Genomic DNA, 16,473 nt, shown 5'->3' with positions numbered 1-16,473 from the left:
CCCGTATCTTGCGTTCGCAGCGCTGATCGCCGCCGGCCTTGCGGGCATCGACGAGAAGCTGGAATTGCAGAAGCCGTTCGTCGGCGATGCCTATCAGGCATCGCGCCTGCCGGAGATTCCGAAGACGCTGCGCGATGCCACCGAGACGCTTGCGAAGTCGAAGATGCTCAAGCAGGCGCTCGGCGAGGATGTGCTCGAACATTATGTCCACACCGCAAAGTGGGAGCAGCTTGAATACGACCGCCGCATCACGGATTGGGAACTGCACAGAGGGTTCGAGCGGTACTAGGTATCGACGGTTCGTCGGCGCCCCTTCACTCTTACCCTCTCCCTGTGGGGGAGAGGGTGCCGGCAGGCAGATGAGGGGCAGCGCCAGGCCATACGATTTTGTTGTAGAATACGAGGACTTACAAAATGACCGAGACGGTCAAACTCATATCCCCCATCGACGGTTCGATCTATGCCGAGCGACCGATCGCGACCGACCAGGCGATCAATGCCGCGGTCGAGCGTGCCAAGGCGGCTCAGGAGAAGTGGGGGCTGACGCCAATCGTCGAGCGCGGCAAGTACATGCTCGCCATGCTGGAAGCGCTGGTCGCGATATCAGACGAGATCGTGCCGGAGATCGCCTGGCAGATGGGGCGGCCCGTACGCTACGGCGGCGAGTTCGGCGGCGTCAGGGAACGCACCACCTATATGGTCGAGATCGCCGAGCAGGCGCTCAAGTCGGTGCCTGCCTCCAACCCGAAGGACGGCTTCCGCCGCTATGTGAAGAAGGACCCGCTCGGCGTGGTCATGGTGATCGCGCCGTGGAATTATCCCTATCTCACCGCCGTCAACACCATCGTGCCGGCGCTGATGGCCGGCAACACCGTCATGCTCAAGCATGCGGCGCAGACGCTGCTGGTCGGCGAGCGTTTTCAGCAGGCGTTCGACAAGGTCGGCCTGCCCAAGGGCGTGTTCCAGAATGTCGTGCTGAACCATGCGCAGACCGAAAAACTGCTCGGCTCCGGCAAGATCGACCATGTCAATTTCACCGGTTCGGTCGGCGGCGGCCGCGCCATCGAAAAGGCGGCGGCGGGCACCTTCATGACGCTCGGCCTCGAACTTGGCGGCAAGGATCCGGCCTATGTGCTGCCTGACGCCAAGATGGATCATGCCGTCGCCAATCTGGTCGACGGCGCCTTCTACAATTCCGGCCAGTGCTGCTGCGGCATCGAGCGCGTCTATGTGCACGAGAAGGTCTATGACGAATTCGTCGAAGGCTTCATCGCCGAGACCAAGAACTATGTCGTCGGCAATCCGCTCGACCAGGCGACGACGATGGGGCCGATGGCGCAGGCGCGCTTCGCCGACCTGATCCGTGAACAGAAGGCCGAGGCGCTGCGCAAGGGCGCGGTGGCGCACGTCAACATGAAGGTGGCTAACGACAAGGCCGGTTCGCCCTATCTGGCGCCGGAAGTGCTTACCAATGTTGACCATCAGATGAGCGTCATGCGCGAAGAGAGCTTTGGACCGATCGTCGGCATCATGAAGGTGCGTAACGACGAAGAGGCGATCGCGCTGATGAACGACAGTCCTTACGGGCTGACGGCTTCGATCTGGACCCGCGATACCGAGCATGCGGTTGCGATCGGCAACCGCGTCGAGACCGGCACGGTGTTCATGAACCGCTGCGACTACCTCGATCCGGCACTGGTCTGGACCGGCGTCAAGGACACCGGCAAGGGCGCGGGCTTGTCGGCCATCGGCTATGACAATCTCACCAGGCCGAAATCATTCCATCTGCGCGAAGCCATCTGATTTATTGAAAGACAAAAATGTCCAAGCTGATCTCCAAATGGAACTACCCCACCACCGTCCGCTTCGGCGCCGGCCGCATCAAGGAATTGCCTGAGGTGCTGGCGGCCACCGGCATCAAGCGGCCGTTGTTCGTCACCGACCCTGGACTGGCGAAACTGCCGGTCGTCGCCTCGACCCTAGAGATCCTCGACGATGCGAAGGTCCCTTACGGCGTTTTCTCCGAGGTCAGGCCGAACCCGGTCGAATCCAACCTGACCGCCGGCATCGCCGTGTTCAAGAAGGGCAAGCATGACGGCGTCATCGCCTTCGGCGGCGGCTCGGCGCTCGATCTCGGCAAGCTGATCGCCTTCCAGGCCGGGCAGGTCAGGCCGGTGTGGGATTTCGAGGATGTCGACGACTGGTGGACGCGCGCCAATTCGGATGCCATCGCGCCGATCATCGCCGTGCCCACCACCGCCGGGACCGGATCGGAGGTCGGCCGCGCCGGCGTCATCACCAATGAGGCGACGCACACCAAGAAGGTCATCTTCCATCCCAAATTGTTGCCGGCTATCGTCATTGCCGATCCGGAGCTTTCGGTCGGCATGCCGGGCTTCATCACCGCCGGTACCGGCATGGATGCGCTGGCCCATTGCCTCGAAGCCTATTGCGCGCCCGGCTACCATCCGATGGCCGACGGCATCGCCGTCGAAGGCGTGAGGTTGGTCTTCGAGAACCTGCCGAAGGCCTATGCCAACGGCGGGGATCTCGTTGCGCGCGCCCATATGATGAGCGCCGCCGCCATGGGCGCCACCGCCTTCCAGAAAGGGCTCGGCGCCATCCATTCGCTGTCGCACCCGGTCGGCGCGCTCTACGACACCCATCACGGCATGACCAACGCGGTGTTCATGCCCTATGTTCTGGCCTTCAACCGGGACTCCATCGAGGAGCGTATCGGCCGGCTCGCCGCCTATTGCGGCATCAAGGGCGGCTTTGACGGCTTCGCCAAAGCCATCATCAAGCTTCGCAAGGAACTGAAGGTGCCGCATGCACTGCCCGGCCTTATCAAGGGGCTCGACATGGACAAGAAGCGTAAGACGCTGATCGCCGATATGGCGGTGGTCGATCCGACTGCCGGCGGCAACCCGGTCAAGCTGACCAAGAAGGCGGCGCTGACCTTGCTCGAAAACGCCATCGCCGGCACGATCTGAGGCGTTTTCCGCGCCGCAAAGTGATCTGAAAAGGGGCTATGAAAACAAGGGGGAGGATGACGGGCAAGGCAAAAACTAATTAGCCGGAAAAAGAATCGCGGAGCGATTGCTACATCAGGTTAAAAAGAGTTTACTTTTTCGCACTGCGAGCAGCCGCTTTCACAAAGCTTTCATCTGGCTGTCACATGAAAACGATACCGCATCGCAGGCGTCCAACGGCGTCAGTTCAACGGAGAGAACACATGTTCAAATTCACGGGGAAAGTGCTTTCCCTTTCGGCCGCGGCGCTTTTCGCGTCGACGGTGATTTCGTCCGCGGATTCGCTGGACGATCTCGTCAAGGCCGCCAAGGCGGAAGGCCAGCTCACCACCATCGCGTTGCCGCATGACTGGTGCGGCTACGGCGACGTCATTGCAGGCTTCAAGGCGAAGTATCCGGAAATCACCGTCAACGAACTCAATCCCGATGCCGGTTCCGGCGACGAGATCGAGGCGATCAAGGCCAACAAGGACAACAAGGGCCCGCAGGCGCCCGACGTCATCGACGTCGGCCTGTCCTTCGGCCCGACCGCCAAGGCTGATGGCCTGATCCAGCCCTACAAGGTGTCGACCTGGGACTCGATCCCCGACAGCGCCAAGGATGCCGAAGGTTTCTGGACCGGCGACTATTACGGCGTGCTTTCCTTCCAGGTGAACAAGGATCTCGTCAAGGAAGCTCCGGCCGACTGGGCCGACCTGCTGAAGCCGGAATTCGCCAACTCGGTGGCCCTTGCCGGTGATCCGCGTGCCTCGAACCAGGCGATCCAGGCGGTTTATGCCGCCGGCCTGTCGTCAGGCGCCGCCGCTGGTGAAGCTGCCGGTACCGCTGGCCTCGACTTCTTCAAGAAGCTCAATGCCGCCGGCAATTTCGTGCCGGTCATCGGAAAGGCCGCGACGCTCGCCCAGGGCCAGACCCCGATCCTCGTCACCTGGGACTACAACGCGCTCGCAGGCCGCGACACGCTGAAGGGCAATCCGCCCGTCGACGTCGTCGTGCCGAAGACCGGTGTTGTCGCCGGTGTCTACGTGCAGGCGATCAGCGCCTACGCGCCGCATCCGAATGCAGCCAAGCTCTGGCTCGAATACCTCTACTCGGACGAAGGCCAGATCGGCTGGCTGAAAGGCTATTGCCACCCGATCCGCTTCAACGATCTCGCCAAGAACGGCAAGATCCCGGCTGACATCCTGGCCAAGCTGCCGCCGGCCGAAGCCTATGCGTCCGCCGTGTTCCCGACACTCGAGGAGCAGGGCAAGTCCAAGGAAGCCATCACCAAGAACTGGGATGCCGTCGTCGGCGCCAACGTGAAGTAACTCACACCATGCCGGGCGGCTTCGCGGCCGCCCGGTCCTTCTCTCGAAGACGGTAGCCGGCGCATGACCGATATCTCATTGTCCGACCACGCTGTTACCGGGAAGACTGCGCCTCCCGCCGAAGCACGCAGCATGCGGCTGCCGACACAATGGCTTGGTGTCGCGCCTTTCTTCATCTTCGCCATCATGTTCCTCATCCTGCCCACGCTCTATCTGATGCTGGGTGCATTCCAGAACGATGCCGGCGAATTCACGCTCGAGAACATCGCAGCGCTGGCGCAACCGTCCATCGTTGCCGCCTACTGGATTTCGATCAAGATCAGTCTTGCGTCATCGCTGATTGGCGCATTTGCGGGCCTGGCGATTGCCATCGCCATCGTGCGCGGTGGCCTGCCGGACTGGATACGTTCGGCGACACTGACCTTTTCCGGCGTGGCCTCCAATTTTGCCGGCGTGCCGCTGGCCTTTGCCTTCCTCGCCACGCTCGGCCGCCTCGGCCTTGCGACGGTGATCCTGAACACCGTGTTCGGCCTTAACATCTACGCGCACGGCTTCAACATCCTGTCATTCTGGGGCCTGACACTGACCTATGTCTATTTCCAGATACCGCTGATGGTGGTGATCATCGTGCCGGCCATCGACGGGCTGAAGAAGGAATGGGGCGAGGCTGCCGCGACGCTGGGCGCGACCATGTCCCAGTACTGGCGCATGGTGGTCATTCCGGTGATCTGGCCGAGTTTCCTCGGCACCGTGATCCTGTTGTTCGCCAACGCCTTCGGCGCCATCGCCACCGCCTATGCGCTGACCGGCTCGTCGCTCAACATCGTGCCGATTTTGCTCTATGCACAGATCCGTGGAGATGTGCTGCACAATGCCCATCTCGGTTATGCCATCGCCTTCGGCATGATCGTCATCACAGGTCTTGCCAATGTGTTCTACATCTGGTTCCGGACCCGTTCCGAGAGGTGGCTGAAATGAAGTCGGGAAAGTTCTGGGCCTGGCTCGTCTTTGCTCTTGGCGCGGCCTACTTTTTCATCCCGCTGATCGCGACCGTGGAGTTCTCGATGCGCATGCGGCGCGGGGAGTACTCCTTCGACGCCTACAAGGTCGTGTTGGGCGATGCCCGCTTCCAGGCCACCTTCGGCTATTCGGTACTGGCCGCCGTTTTCACCATCATTCTCGGCGTGCTGATCGTGGTGCCCGCCGCTTATTGGATTCGGCTTCGGCTGCCGCAATTGCGGCCGATCGTCGAATTCATTACCCTGCTGCCGCTGGTCATTCCGGCCATCGTCATCGTCTTCGGCTACATCAGAATGTACGGGTCGAATTCGCCGCTGCCGTTCCTGGCGACCGATACAGGCACCAATGCCTTGCTGGTCATCGGCTATGCAACACTGGCGCTGCCGTACATGTATCGCGCCGTCGACACCGGGCTTCGCACCATCGACGTGCGCACACTGACGGAGGCGGCACAGATCCTTGGTGCTGGTTGGGGGACGATCATCACCCGTGTCATCCTGCCCAACGTGCTGATCGCGGTGCTCTCGGGCGCCTTCCTCACCTTCGCCATCGTCATCGGCGAATTCACCATGGCCAGCCTGCTCAACCGGCCGGCCTTCGGCCCCTATCTGCAGAATATCGGCGCCAACCGCGCCTATGAGCCGGCGGCACTTGCCATCATCGCCTTCGCCATCACCTGGGGCTGCATGTCGCTGATCCAGATACTGTCCCGCTTCGCGCCGAAATCGGCGAACCGCCCAAATTGATCGAGAGAACCACGCCATGGCCGACCCATTCCTCTCCATCCAGCACGTTCGAAAATCCTTCGGCGCCACAACGGTGGTCGAGGACTTCAATCTTGACGTCGAGCGCGGCGAATTCGTCTCCTTCCTCGGCCCGTCCGGCTGCGGCAAGACCACCGTGCTGCGCATGGTGGCGGGCTTCGAGGAGCCGAGCGCGGGCACGATCGTCGTCGGCGGCAAGGACATTACGAGGTTGAAACCCAACCAGCGCAATGTCGGCATGGTGTTCCAGGCCTATGCGCTGTTTCCGAACCTGACCGTGGCGCAGAATATCGGCTTTGGCCTGAAGGTCGCCGGCATGCCCAGGGCGGACATCGATGCTCGTGTCGCCGAAATGCTCGGCATCATCAAGCTGCCGCAGATGGCGGATCGCTATCCCTACCAGCTCTCGGGCGGCCAGCAGCAGCGTATCGCATTGGCCCGCGCTATCGCGCCGAAGCCGAAGCTGCTGCTGCTCGACGAGCCGCTGTCGGCGCTCGACGCCAAGGTGCGCGTGTCGCTGCGCGAGGAAATCCGCTCGATCCAGAAGAAGCTCGGCATCACCACTATCTTTGTCACGCACGACCAGGAAGAGGCGCTGTCGATCTCCGACCGCATCGCCGTCATGTATGGCGGCAAAGCCGAGCAGGTCGGCACGCCGTTCGAGATCTACAACCGTCCGGCGACCAAGTTCGTCGCCAATTTCGTCGGCACGCTGAACGTGCTGGAAGGCACCGTCACCGATGCGGCTGCAGGCACGGTGCGGGTCAATTCCGAACAGGTTTCGCTCAAGGGCAAGCTCAACGGCTCCAAATCAGGTGACACGCTGTCGCTGGCGCTGCGTCCGGAAGCGATTTCGCTGGGCCGTCAGCCCGGCCGTGACTCCAGCCTTTCGGGAGAAATCTCCGAAGTGCATTTTCTCGGCTCGGTCATCCGGGTTCGCGTCGGCATCGGTGGCAACACGGTCTCGCTCGACACCTTCAACAGCCCGGCAACCCCGCCACCCGCAGTCGGTGAAAAGGCCGAGATCTCGTTCTCGTCGAGCGACATGCTGGTGCTGCACTAGGCTGATGCGCTTGCTCAAAATGAATGGCTGCATCCCGGTCTGCGAAGACGGGAGATGCTTCCGTCCGCGTGGCAATGGGCTGCAATGCAGGGAAGTCCGTGTTTAAGCGAGCCCTCTATCGGTGATTTCGATGTCGGTGCGGTCGGCGCATTTGTCGATTTGGCAGGGCATCGGTGGAAGGCAATTCGAGGCATATTCCCATCGGCTCGAGCTTGCTGGCCAATCAACAGTTTCCAGCCGCTTTGCCACTGCCAGCGTCTCGCATCCCGGCTATAACAGGCCATGGCGCTTTTCGAACTGACACTCGTTCTGCTGTTGATCGCCGTTGCGCTGACGGCGCTGTCGCGGCGCGTACAGGTTCCCTATCCCTCTTTGCTGGCGCTGGCCGGGGTGGCCATCGCCTTCGTGCCTGGCGTGCCGACCATAGAGATCGATCCGGAACTGGCGCTAGCCCTGTTCATCGCGCCGGTGCTGCTCGATGCCGCCTATGATACCTCGCTGCGCGATCTCAACCGCTACAGGGTGCCGCTTGTGCTGCTGGCGCTTGGTGCCGTCCTGTTCACGACAGCGACGGTCGCACTTGCCGGCTGGGCGATGGCAGGCCTGCCGATCGCCGCGGCCATAGCGCTTGGCGCCATCGTGGCGCCGCCCGATGCGGTTGCGGCATCGGCCGTGCTTGGCCAGTTCAAGGTGCCGCACCGCATCACTGCCATTCTGCAAGGCGAGAGCCTGCTCAACGACGCCACCGCCTTGCTGATCTACCGGATGGCGATTTCGGCGGCAGCAGGTTCCATTCTGCTGAGCAGCGCCGTTCCGATGATCCTGCTGTCCACGCTCGGCAGCCTTGCCGCCGGCTACCTGCTTGGCCGGGTGTCTCTGATGACGCTGGGCCGGATCGAGGACCCGGCGAGCGGCACTGTGGTGCAATTTGCCGGCACATTCGGGGTCTGGATCCTGGCTGACAGGATCGGACTATCGGCCATCATCACCATAGTCGTCTATGCCATGACGATCGCCCGCACCGCACCGCGCCGCATGCCGGCCAGAAACCGCATCAGCTCCTATTCGGTCTGGGAGACGGCGGTCTTCGTGCTCAATGTTCTGGCTTTCGTGCTGATGGGCCTGCAGGCGCGTACGATCGTCGGCAGGCTTGCCGGGCAGGGGCAGACCGATGCGTTCGTCCTGGCCGGGACAGTGCTTGCCATCGTCATCGTCTCACGCCTCATCTGGGTGCTGGGGTGCGGAGCGATCATCAGGTGGTTTGGCCGTTTCGGCGTGGCTGATCGTCAGCGTGACGCTCCGTCGTTTCGTGGCGGCGTGCTGATCGGCTGGTGCGGGATGCGAGGTTTGGTGACGCTTGCGGCGGCATTCGCCCTGCCGGCTGAATTCCCGGCCCGCGACCCGATCGTGCTCGCTGCTTTCACGGTCGTGCTCGGCACGCTGGTGCTGCAAGGCATGAGCTTGAAGCCGCTGCTGCGCCTGCTGAACCTCGACCCTGACGAAACCGTCGACCGCGAGGTTGCGCAGGCGCGTGTTGTGGTCATGCAGGCCGCCCTCGACATATTGAGCGGCAAGACATCGGACGCGGCGGCCGCGGTGCGCGAGCAATATGCCGCTCAACGCAAGATCGCCAAAAATCCCGACGATGCCCAGGCGGCGACCGAATATGACCGCTTGCGTCTTTATGCGATCAAGAGCCAGCGCGACGCGCTGGAGGAATTGCGCCGCAACGGGACGATTGGCGACGAAGCCTATCATCGCCTGGAGGAAGAGATCGACTGGACCGAACTGGCGGCGTCGCCACCCGGCCGGTTCCAGCCGCTGAATACATAAGGCATCGCACGCCGTTTTCCGGCGCACGGAAGATATCGAAGTGCTTCGGGATCGGTGCATGATCCCGGTGAAGCAAGGCTGGTCCAAGCCACGTCCATTCTCCTGCACATTGCAACCGTGGCATCGAACCGCTACTGCCAACACGAAATTGAGCCGGATAAGCAATGAAGCTGGTCAGCTACAACATCCAGTACGGGTTCGGCGGCGACGGCCGCTACGATCTTTCGCGCGCCGCGCGCATCGTTGCCGGTGCCGACATCATTGCGCTGCAGGAAGTCGAGCGGCACTGGCAACGCAGCAATTACGACGACCAGCCGGAGCTGCTTTCCCGTCTGCTGCCCGAACATCACTGGGTCTACGGCCCGGCCTTCGACATGGACGCCAGCGAAAGGCGCGACGGCCGTCTGGTCAATCGGCGCCGCCAGTTCGGCACCATGGTGCTGTCGAAACTGCCGATCGTCTGGTCGCGGCTGCATGCGCTGCCAATGCGCCGAACGCAGCGGCCGCTCAACACCCGCAACGCCGCGCTTGAATGCATGATCCGCACGCCGGCAGGGCCGGTGCGGGTGTTGTCGCTGCATCTCGCCCATATCGCGGCCGAGGAGCGGCTGGAGCAGATCGACTACCTCATGGCCGAGCATCGCCGGGCACCGTCCGATGGCGGACCGTGGAGCGGCGTCGACGACGAGCCCACGCGCAATTGGACCAGCGGCGAAGCGGAGCCGGAAAACCCGCTGGCGGCGATCTGGATGGGTGATTTCAACATGGAGCCGGACAGCGCCGAGTATCGCCGCATCGTCGGCAGCACGCCCTACCATCGAGGTGCCGCCTATCTCAGCGGTTTCGTCGATGCCGCCGCCGTTGCCGGGGAGCCGGTTCCGGACTTCCACACCCATGTGAAGACCATCGACGGCAGACTGGCAAAGCGCCGGCTCGACCATTGCTTCGTCGGCGGCATGTTCGCCGGGCGGGTGCGTTCGATCAGTGCAGACATCGGCGAGGTTGCCTCGGATCATTTTCCGCTGCGGGTGGACATAGACCTGGAAACGCCGGGCATCGCCACATGAGCCGCGCATGACGCTTTTCGTCTTCTTTGCAGTGCTTGCCGCCGCTGCCATGCACGCGATCTGGAATGCGCTGGTCAAGGTTCATCTCGACCGCTTCCTGTCGATCACGCTGATGACATTAGGCATGGGCGCGGCGGCACTCGTGGTGCTGCCCTTCGTCGAAGTGCCGAAGGCGGAGGTGTGGCCCTACATCATCGCCTCCGTCGTTTTCCACATGGGCTACCGGACCTTCCTGATCGGCGCCTACAAGGCCGGCGATTTCGCCCAGACCTATCCGCTGGCGCGCGGCACCGCACCTCTGCTCTCAGCCTTCGGCGGCATGTTCGTCGTTGCCGAGATTCCCGGCCCGTTCGCCATGCTCGGCATCTTCCTGTTGTCGGCCGGCACGCTGGTGATGTCGTTTCGTGGCGGCGCGCATCTGGAAAAACTCAATCTGCGCGCGGTTGGCTTCGCGCTCGGCACTTCCATCTTCATCGCCAGCTATACGCTGTCGGACGGCAGTGGCGCGCGGCTGGCGGCAACCGCGCAGAGCTATGCCGCCTGGCTGTTCATCTGCGATGCTTTAGGCGCGTTGGTGCTGTGCCTCATCTTCCGCGGGCCGAAGGCGCTGCCGGTGTTGGCGCGCGACTGGAAGGCAGGGCTGTTCACCGGCGTACTCAGCGGCGCCGCCTATTGGATCGTCATGTGGGCGATGACCAAAGCACCGATCGCTTCGGTGGCCTCGCTGCGCGAAACCTCGATCCTGTTTGCCATGATGATCTCGGTCTTCGCTCTCGGCGAAAAAATGACCGGCTGGCGCGGTGCCGCCGCGCTCAGCATCGTGGCCGGCGTCGTCGCGCTGAGGCTTGGTTAGGCGCCGCTCAGGTCAGGACGGTCATCACCTGGCCACGTCGTTCCGGGCTGAAGCGGATGACGACGATGATGCAGACGGCGACCACGCCTGCGAACAGCGCCAGGGCATAGCCATAGCTGCCTCCGGCGCTTTCAGCGATTCCTGCCTGATAGGGGCCGCCATAGGACGCGGCGAGATTGCCCGCCTGATAGATAAAGCCGGGCAAGGTCGCCCGCACCGCTCCGGGCGAAAGCTCGTTGAGGTGCACGGGGATGACGCCCCAGGCACCCTGGACCGCGACCTGCATGACGAAGGCGCCGATGGCGAGCATGAACGGCGTGGTCGAGTAGGCCCATAGCGGGATGGACGGCAAGGCGATCAGGCATGCCAGCGTGATGGCGTTAACGCGGCCGATCTTCTCCGACAGCGCGCCGAAGGCTAGGCCGCCGACGATGGCGCCGATATTGGCGACGATGGTGATCCAGCTCACCGTATGCGGATCGAAGCCGTGCTGCTTCTTCAGGAAGGTAGGGTAGAGGTCCTGCGTGCCATGACTGAAGAAATTGAAGAACATCATCAGCACGACGGCATAGAGCGCGACGCCCCAGTGCTTCTGCAGCGTTTCCCACATGCCAGGTCGAGCCGTCTTCTGCGCTTCGACGAAGGCCGGCGATTCCGGCACATGCGAGCGGATAAAGAGCACGATCAGCGCCGGCACGAAGCTGAGCAGGAACATGGCGCGCCAGCCGATCGTGTAGCCGCCGATCGTCTGCTGATAGAGCAGGCCATAGACCACCGCCGCCAGCAGATAGCCGGCCGGATAGCCGCATTGCAGGATGCCGGAGACCATGCCGCGTGCGCTCGGCGGAATGGATTCCATGGCCAGCGAACTGCCCAGCCCCCATTCGCCGCCCATGGCGATGCCGAACAAAGCACGCAGGGCGAGGAATATGCCGAGATTGGGCGAGAAGGCGGCCAGCGCGCCGATCACCGAATAGCTGACGATGTTGAGCATGAGGATCGGCTTGCGCCCGTATTTGTCGGCAAGCATGCCGAAGAAGAACGCGCCGATGAAGCGTGTCGCCAAGGTCAGGAACAGCGCCTTGGAGACCGCGGGCACGTCGGCGTGGAATTCGGTCGCGATATCGGTGAGCAGGAATGTCAGAAGGAAGAAATCGAAAGCATCGAGCGTCCAGCCCAGGAATGAGGCGAGGACGGTCTTCTTCTGCTGCGAATTAAGGGGCAAATCTTCCTCCATCATCATCGATGGGGGAATTATCGGCCAGTTCAGGGAAGACCGGTGGTCACGTTTTCGCGTGGCTCATTTGATCGAACGCCCGCTGGAATGGCGGAAGGTGCGATGAGGAGCGACCGGTGCGATCTGTAGATGAACTCGATCGTGGCTTGAGAATGAGGTCTAGATTTCGAGATCAAACACCAGCAGTCCGTCCGTGCCGCCTTCCAGGGCAGCGACCAGGCGCGCGCCGGCGCGCTGGTGCGCTTCATGCACAAGATAGGCATCGCGCGCGGCAGCATCGCGGAAATCGATGGTGAAGCCGTGGGTGAAGCCGCGTGCGAACGGCTCCGGGCTGACATTGGCGCTGAATTTTACGGCGTCCATGCCGTCGATCACCTGTCGAAGCGCCTCGAGATCGGAATGGATCGCCTTGCGCTCGGCGGCGGCAACATCGTTGCGAAACTTGGCGAAAACACAGTGCCTGATCATGTCTTACCCCTCAGTGGCTGAGCAGCCCGGTTTCCGGAAAACACCGCCGGCGGCAGCGGCTCGCGGCCAAGGACCAGGTCGGCGCCCTTTTCACCGACCATGATGGTCGGTGCATTGGTGTTGGATGAAGGCACGCGCGGCATCACCGAGGCGTCGCAGACGCGCAGGCCCTCGATGCCGCGCAGCCGCAGATCCGGCGTCACGACAGCCATCTCGTCATGGCCCATGCGGCAGGTGCCGACCGGATGGTGGTCGGTCTTGGAACTGCGGCAGGCATAGTCGAACAGCTCGTCGTCGCTGGCGAGTGACGGGCCGGGCAGCACCTCGCGCAGTACGTAAGGGGCAAGCGCCTTCTGCCGCATGATCTCGCGGGCCAGCCGCAGCCCCTTGATCGACATGGCGCGGTCATAGGGATCGGACCAGTAGTTCGGATCAATCAGCGGGTGGTCGGCCGGGTCGGCGCTCTTCAGCCGCACCGTGCCGCGCGAGCGCGGCCGCAGGAAAGCCGAGTTCAGGGTGACGCCGGGGTTTTTCAGCTTCTCGACGCCGGCTTCGATGCCGGAGCCCAAGCCGAGATGAAACTGGATGTCGGGCGAGGCGGCTGTCGGGTCGGCGTACCAGAAGCCGCCGGTCTCGAACAGGCTGGAGGCCACCGGCCCCTTCTTCAGCAGCAGATATTGCAGGCCGGCCCATGCCGTGCGGTGCAGCTTGGCGTAGTTGTCATAGGTGTGATCGCCGGTGCATTCGGCGATGACGAACAGATCGAGATGGTCCTGCATGTTGGAGCCGACGCCGGGCAGGTGGTGCACCGGCGTGATGCCGACCGACTTCAGATGGTCCGCGGGGCCGATGCCCGACTGCATCAGGAGTTTCGGCGAGCCGATGGCGCCGGACGAGACGATCACCTCGCGCTCGGCGTGCAGGATTTTCTTCTCGCCGCCTGGCCTGTCGACCAATTCGACGCCGATGGCGCGGCCCTTCTCGACGACGATGCGCGTCACCAGCACATCGGTTCGGACGGTCAGGTTCTTGCGGGCGCGGATCGGCTTCAAATAGGCGACTGAAGCGGACGAGCGCCGGGCATCCTTCTGGGTCAGCTGGTAGTAGCCGACGCCTTCTTGGGCAGCGCCGTTGAAGTCCGGGTTGAAGGGGATGCCCATCTCCTGGCCGGCACGGAAATAGGCTTCGCAGATCGGCAACGGCGCAATCGGGTTCGAGACGCCGAGCGGCCCCTGGTCGCCGTGAAAATCGTTGGCGTAGCGCTGGTTGTTCTCAGCGCGTTTGAAATAGGGCAACACATCGCGATAGCCCCAGCCGGCGAGGCCCTCTTCCTTCTCCCAGGCGTCGTAATCGCGGGCGTTGCCGCGTGTATAGATCTGGGCGTTGATGGACGAGCCGCCGCCGACAACCTTGGCCTGCGTGTACCAGAAGACGCGATCCTTCATGTGCTTCTGCGGCACGGTCGACCAGCCCCAGGAGGCGATGCCTTTGGTCATCTTGGCGAAGCCTGCCGGCATGTGGATGTAGGGATGCCAGTCCTTACCGCCAGCCTCCAGCAGCAGGACCGAATTTGCCGGATTCTCGCTCAGCCGGTTGGCCAGAACGCAGCCGGCCGGACCGGCGCCCACGATGATGTAGTCGGTCATGACACTGTCCACTTACAGCCGCGGCACGGAGAGCGCACCGTCGACATTGATGATCGAGCCGGTCGAAAAGCCGAGTTTTCCGCCAGCGAGTGTTGCCACCACCGCGCCGATGTCTGATGCTTCGCCCCAGCGCTTTGCCGGCACCAGACCGCCGTCGATGAGGGCGTCATATTTGGCGGTCACGCCTGATGTCATATCGGTGCGGATGATGCCTGGCCGGACCTCGAACACGCCGATATTTTCGGGCGCAAGCCTAAGCGCCAGGTTCTTCACCCACATTGAAAGGCCGGCTTTCGAGATGCAATAGTCCGGCCGCTCCGGCGATGCCATTTCGGCGCTGACCGAGGTGATGGTGATGATCGACCTCTGGTGATCGCCTGGCGCAGCCAGCATCGCCTTGGCCACGGCTTGGCTGAGGAACACGGTGCCGCGCAGATTGATGCCGAGCGTGCGGTCGAAATTCTCCGGCTTGAGGTCCAAGAGGTCACCGCGCACCACGGCGCCGACGCCGGCATTGTTGACCAGGCAGTCGATGCGGCCGAAGGCGCGCATCGCGGCATCGACAAGTACGGTGTGGCTGGCGAGATCGGCGATGTCGGACTGGACGTAGGCGAATTTTGCGCGGCGCTTGGTGATGTCGGCGGCAAGTCTGTCAGCGGCCGTTTCGGCAAGGTCGACGACCAGAATATCGAAGCCGGCATCCGCCAGTGCTTGGGCGCAGGCAAGCCCAATGCCGCGCGCGCCGCCGGTGACGATGGCGGAGGGGCGGGTCATTGGAAGCTAGTCTTGCGGATGTGATCGGCAACGCGCAATGCCTGGGCGGCGATCGACAGCGCCGGGTTCACGGCGGCCGAATTGGGCAAGAAGCTTCCATCGACGACGAAGAGGTTCCGGTGGTCGAAGGAGCGGCAGTAAGGGTCGAGCGCCGCCGTCGCCGGATCGTCGCCCATCTTTATCGTGCCGCATTGGTGCGACGGCGTGCGCTTGTCGAAGGGGCGCGACAGAACGATGGGATAACCGCAGGCGCGGAAATTTTCGCGCATCACCTTGGTCAGCCCGTCGAGCGACTGCATGTTGGAGCGCCGCCACTGCATGACGATGTCCTTGCCGTCGACCATGATGCGGCTTTCAGGATCGGGCAGATCCTCGCACATCAGGTACCAGTCGACGGCGTGGCCGGCCATGAAATCGAGCGCGAATCCCGGCGTGTATTTGACATTGGCCCGCAGCATGTTGCCGTCGATCTTGCCGAGCAACTGGACGTTCCCCAGCGGCTTGCCGCCCTTGCCGTCGGACAGGTAATAGTCGTTCAGCATCAAGGTCTTCTGGTAGACGGCATCGTTGCGACGGCGCGGGTCGATCGCCAGCATGGCGCTGGAATTGTGGTTCATGAAATTGCGGCCGACCTGGTCGGAGCGGTTGGCTAGGCCTTTGCCATCCGATGTGGGCGAGCGCAGCAGGATGACGGCGGAGTTGACCGCGCCGGCCGACAGGATGACCAGCTTCGGCGATACTTTCTTCAGCTCGCCATTCTGCCGGTAGTGAATGGCTGATATCGTCGTGCCGTCTGGCGAGGCTTCGAGATATTCGACGTAAGCGCCGGTCTCGAGCTTGATGTTCTGATCGGTCAGCGCAGCCGTCAGCGGACCCGTCTGCGCGTCGACCTTGCCCTGGCCGGTGTTCGGGAAAGCATCCCAGCCGGTCTTGCCCTCTTTCAGCCAGGTGTCGATGTCGACGCCGAGCGGCAGCGAGGCTGGATGCAGGCCGAGGCCCTTCAGCTCGGCGCGGGCGCGGGCGATCGGTGCCTCGTCGGGCACCGGCTTGTAGGCGTAGGGGACCGAATGGAACGGCTCGGTCGGATCCTCGCCCAGTGCACCGCGCACGCGAAACAGCTGTTCGGCTTTCGAATACCAGGGCTCGAATTCGTCATAGGTGAACGGCCATGCCGGAGAGACGCCGCCGAAATGCTCCATGGCCGCAAAGTCCTCCTTGCGGTAGCGGATCAGCACCGCGCCATAGAACTTCGAATTGCCGCCGACATAGTAATAATTGCCGGGGTTGAAGGCGGCACCACCGGCCTCACGCCACATCTCCTTCGGCCTATAATGGCCGTTGACGAAGATCGAGCGCGTGTCGCGCGCGTGCGGCGTCGCCGGCAACGGCTCGCCGCGCTCCAGCAT

Annotated in this window: 14 protein-coding genes and 1 pseudogene; 10 read left to right on the top strand and 5 right to left on the bottom strand. The window is 62.9% G+C overall.

The window, feature by feature from the left end; all coding sequences use genetic code 11:
* The 10 genes and pseudogenes from EN749_RS13900 to EN749_RS13855 form a co-directional block, all read left to right on the top strand.
* Nucleotides 1-289 (top strand): annotated as a pseudogene (locus tag EN749_RS13900) (glutamine synthetase); the annotation flags it as partial.
* Nucleotides 290-414: 125 nt separating this feature from the next.
* A complete protein-coding gene (locus EN749_RS13895) occupies nt 415-1,803 on the top strand; it encodes an aldehyde dehydrogenase family protein (protein ID WP_128363342.1) in 1,389 nt (462 codons plus the stop codon).
* A gap of 17 nt (nt 1,804-1,820) precedes the next feature.
* Complete coding sequence (locus EN749_RS13890) at nt 1,821-2,993, top strand: iron-containing alcohol dehydrogenase (RefSeq protein ID WP_127329395.1); 1,173 nt, start codon at nt 1,821-1,823, stop codon at nt 2,991-2,993.
* 242 nt (nt 2,994-3,235) lie between these two features.
* Nucleotides 3,236-4,342, top strand: coding sequence for an ABC transporter substrate-binding protein (locus EN749_RS13885; protein WP_127809372.1), 1,107 nt, complete (start codon nt 3,236-3,238; stop codon nt 4,340-4,342).
* Nucleotides 4,343-4,405: 63 nt separating this feature from the next.
* Nucleotides 4,406-5,320 carry an ABC transporter permease subunit gene (locus tag EN749_RS13880; protein WP_023810098.1) on the top strand — a complete coding sequence of 305 codons (915 nt, stop codon included), beginning with the start codon at nt 4,406-4,408 and terminating at the stop codon, nt 5,318-5,320.
* Nucleotides 5,317-6,108: an ABC transporter permease gene (locus EN749_RS13875; RefSeq protein WP_027037623.1), complete on the top strand. Its 792-nt coding sequence runs from the start codon at nt 5,317-5,319 to the stop codon at nt 6,106-6,108. The genes EN749_RS13880 and EN749_RS13875 overlap by 4 nt, the downstream gene beginning before the upstream one ends.
* A gap of 16 nt (nt 6,109-6,124) precedes the next feature.
* Complete coding sequence (locus EN749_RS13870; RefSeq protein WP_023810097.1) at nt 6,125-7,189, top strand: ABC transporter ATP-binding protein; 1,065 nt, start codon at nt 6,125-6,127, stop codon at nt 7,187-7,189.
* Nucleotides 7,190-7,471: 282 nt separating this feature from the next.
* Nucleotides 7,472-9,022 (top strand): sodium:proton antiporter, encoded by a 1,551-nt coding sequence (locus tag EN749_RS13865; protein ID WP_127809373.1) that lies wholly within the window; start codon nt 7,472-7,474, stop codon nt 9,020-9,022.
* A gap of 164 nt (nt 9,023-9,186) precedes the next feature.
* Entirely contained in the window at nt 9,187-10,089 is a 903-nt protein-coding gene (locus EN749_RS13860) for an endonuclease/exonuclease/phosphatase family protein (RefSeq protein ID WP_128363341.1), read from the top strand.
* A 7-nt stretch (nt 10,090-10,096) separates the two neighbouring features.
* Nucleotides 10,097-10,942 carry an EamA family transporter gene (locus EN749_RS13855; RefSeq protein WP_127329389.1) on the top strand — a complete coding sequence of 282 codons (846 nt, stop codon included), beginning with the start codon at nt 10,097-10,099 and terminating at the stop codon, nt 10,940-10,942.
* A 7-nt stretch (nt 10,943-10,949) separates the two neighbouring features.
* Here the strand turns inward: EN749_RS13855 and EN749_RS13850 are convergent, their stop codons facing one another.
* The 5 genes from EN749_RS13850 to EN749_RS13830 form a co-directional block, all read right to left on the bottom strand.
* On the bottom strand, nt 10,950-12,167 hold the full coding sequence (locus EN749_RS13850; RefSeq protein WP_027037618.1) for an MFS transporter: 1,218 nt from the start codon (nt 12,165-12,167) through the stop codon (nt 10,950-10,952).
* Between the two features lie 171 nt (nt 12,168-12,338).
* Nucleotides 12,339-12,647 (bottom strand): Dabb family protein, encoded by a 309-nt coding sequence (locus EN749_RS13845; protein WP_127809375.1) that lies wholly within the window; start codon nt 12,645-12,647, stop codon nt 12,339-12,341.
* Nucleotides 12,644-14,293, bottom strand: a complete 1,650-nt coding sequence (locus EN749_RS13840) for a choline dehydrogenase (RefSeq protein WP_128363340.1) — start codon at nt 14,291-14,293, stop codon at nt 12,644-12,646. The genes EN749_RS13845 and EN749_RS13840 overlap by 4 nt, the downstream gene beginning before the upstream one ends.
* Before the next feature lie 12 nt (nt 14,294-14,305).
* Nucleotides 14,306-15,067, bottom strand: a complete 762-nt coding sequence (locus tag EN749_RS13835) for a 3-ketoacyl-ACP reductase (RefSeq protein ID WP_128363339.1) — start codon at nt 15,065-15,067, stop codon at nt 14,306-14,308.
* On the bottom strand, nt 15,064-16,473 hold a 1,410-nt coding region (locus EN749_RS13830; RefSeq protein ID WP_145990915.1), incomplete at its 5' end, for a GMC family oxidoreductase. The genes EN749_RS13830 and EN749_RS13835, both read right to left, overlap by 4 nt.

The organism is Mesorhizobium sp. M7A.F.Ca.ET.027.02.1.1, from assembly GCF_004022985.1.
In the GTDB taxonomy this organism is placed as follows: domain Bacteria; phylum Pseudomonadota; class Alphaproteobacteria; order Rhizobiales; family Rhizobiaceae; genus Mesorhizobium.
This window is presented reverse-complemented; position numbering and strand designations above follow the sequence as displayed.

Coding starts and splice junctions, on each gene's coding strand:
- EN749_RS13880 (WP_023810098.1), top strand. CDS start 4,406: ATGACCGATATCTCATTGTCCGACCACGCTGTTACCGGGAAGACTGCG.
- EN749_RS13870 (WP_023810097.1), top strand. CDS start 6,125: ATGGCCGACCCATTCCTCTCCATCCAGCACGTTCGAAAATCCTTCGGC.
- EN749_RS13895 (WP_128363342.1), top strand. CDS start 415: ATGACCGAGACGGTCAAACTCATATCCCCCATCGACGGTTCGATCTAT.
- EN749_RS13890 (WP_127329395.1), top strand. CDS start 1,821: ATGTCCAAGCTGATCTCCAAATGGAACTACCCCACCACCGTCCGCTTC.
- EN749_RS13860 (WP_128363341.1), top strand. CDS start 9,187: ATGAAGCTGGTCAGCTACAACATCCAGTACGGGTTCGGCGGCGACGGC.
- EN749_RS13865 (WP_127809373.1), top strand. CDS start 7,472: ATGGCGCTTTTCGAACTGACACTCGTTCTGCTGTTGATCGCCGTTGCG.
- EN749_RS13835 (WP_128363339.1), bottom strand. CDS start 15,067: ATGACCCGCCCCTCCGCCATCGTCACCGGCGGCGCGCGCGGCATTGGG.
- EN749_RS13845 (WP_127809375.1), bottom strand. CDS start 12,647: ATGATCAGGCACTGTGTTTTCGCCAAGTTTCGCAACGATGTTGCCGCC.
- EN749_RS13875 (WP_027037623.1), top strand. CDS start 5,317: ATGAAGTCGGGAAAGTTCTGGGCCTGGCTCGTCTTTGCTCTTGGCGCG.
- EN749_RS13855 (WP_127329389.1), top strand. CDS start 10,097: ATGACGCTTTTCGTCTTCTTTGCAGTGCTTGCCGCCGCTGCCATGCAC.
- EN749_RS13885 (WP_127809372.1), top strand. CDS start 3,236: ATGTTCAAATTCACGGGGAAAGTGCTTTCCCTTTCGGCCGCGGCGCTT.
- EN749_RS13840 (WP_128363340.1), bottom strand. CDS start 14,293: ATGACCGACTACATCATCGTGGGCGCCGGTCCGGCCGGCTGCGTTCTG.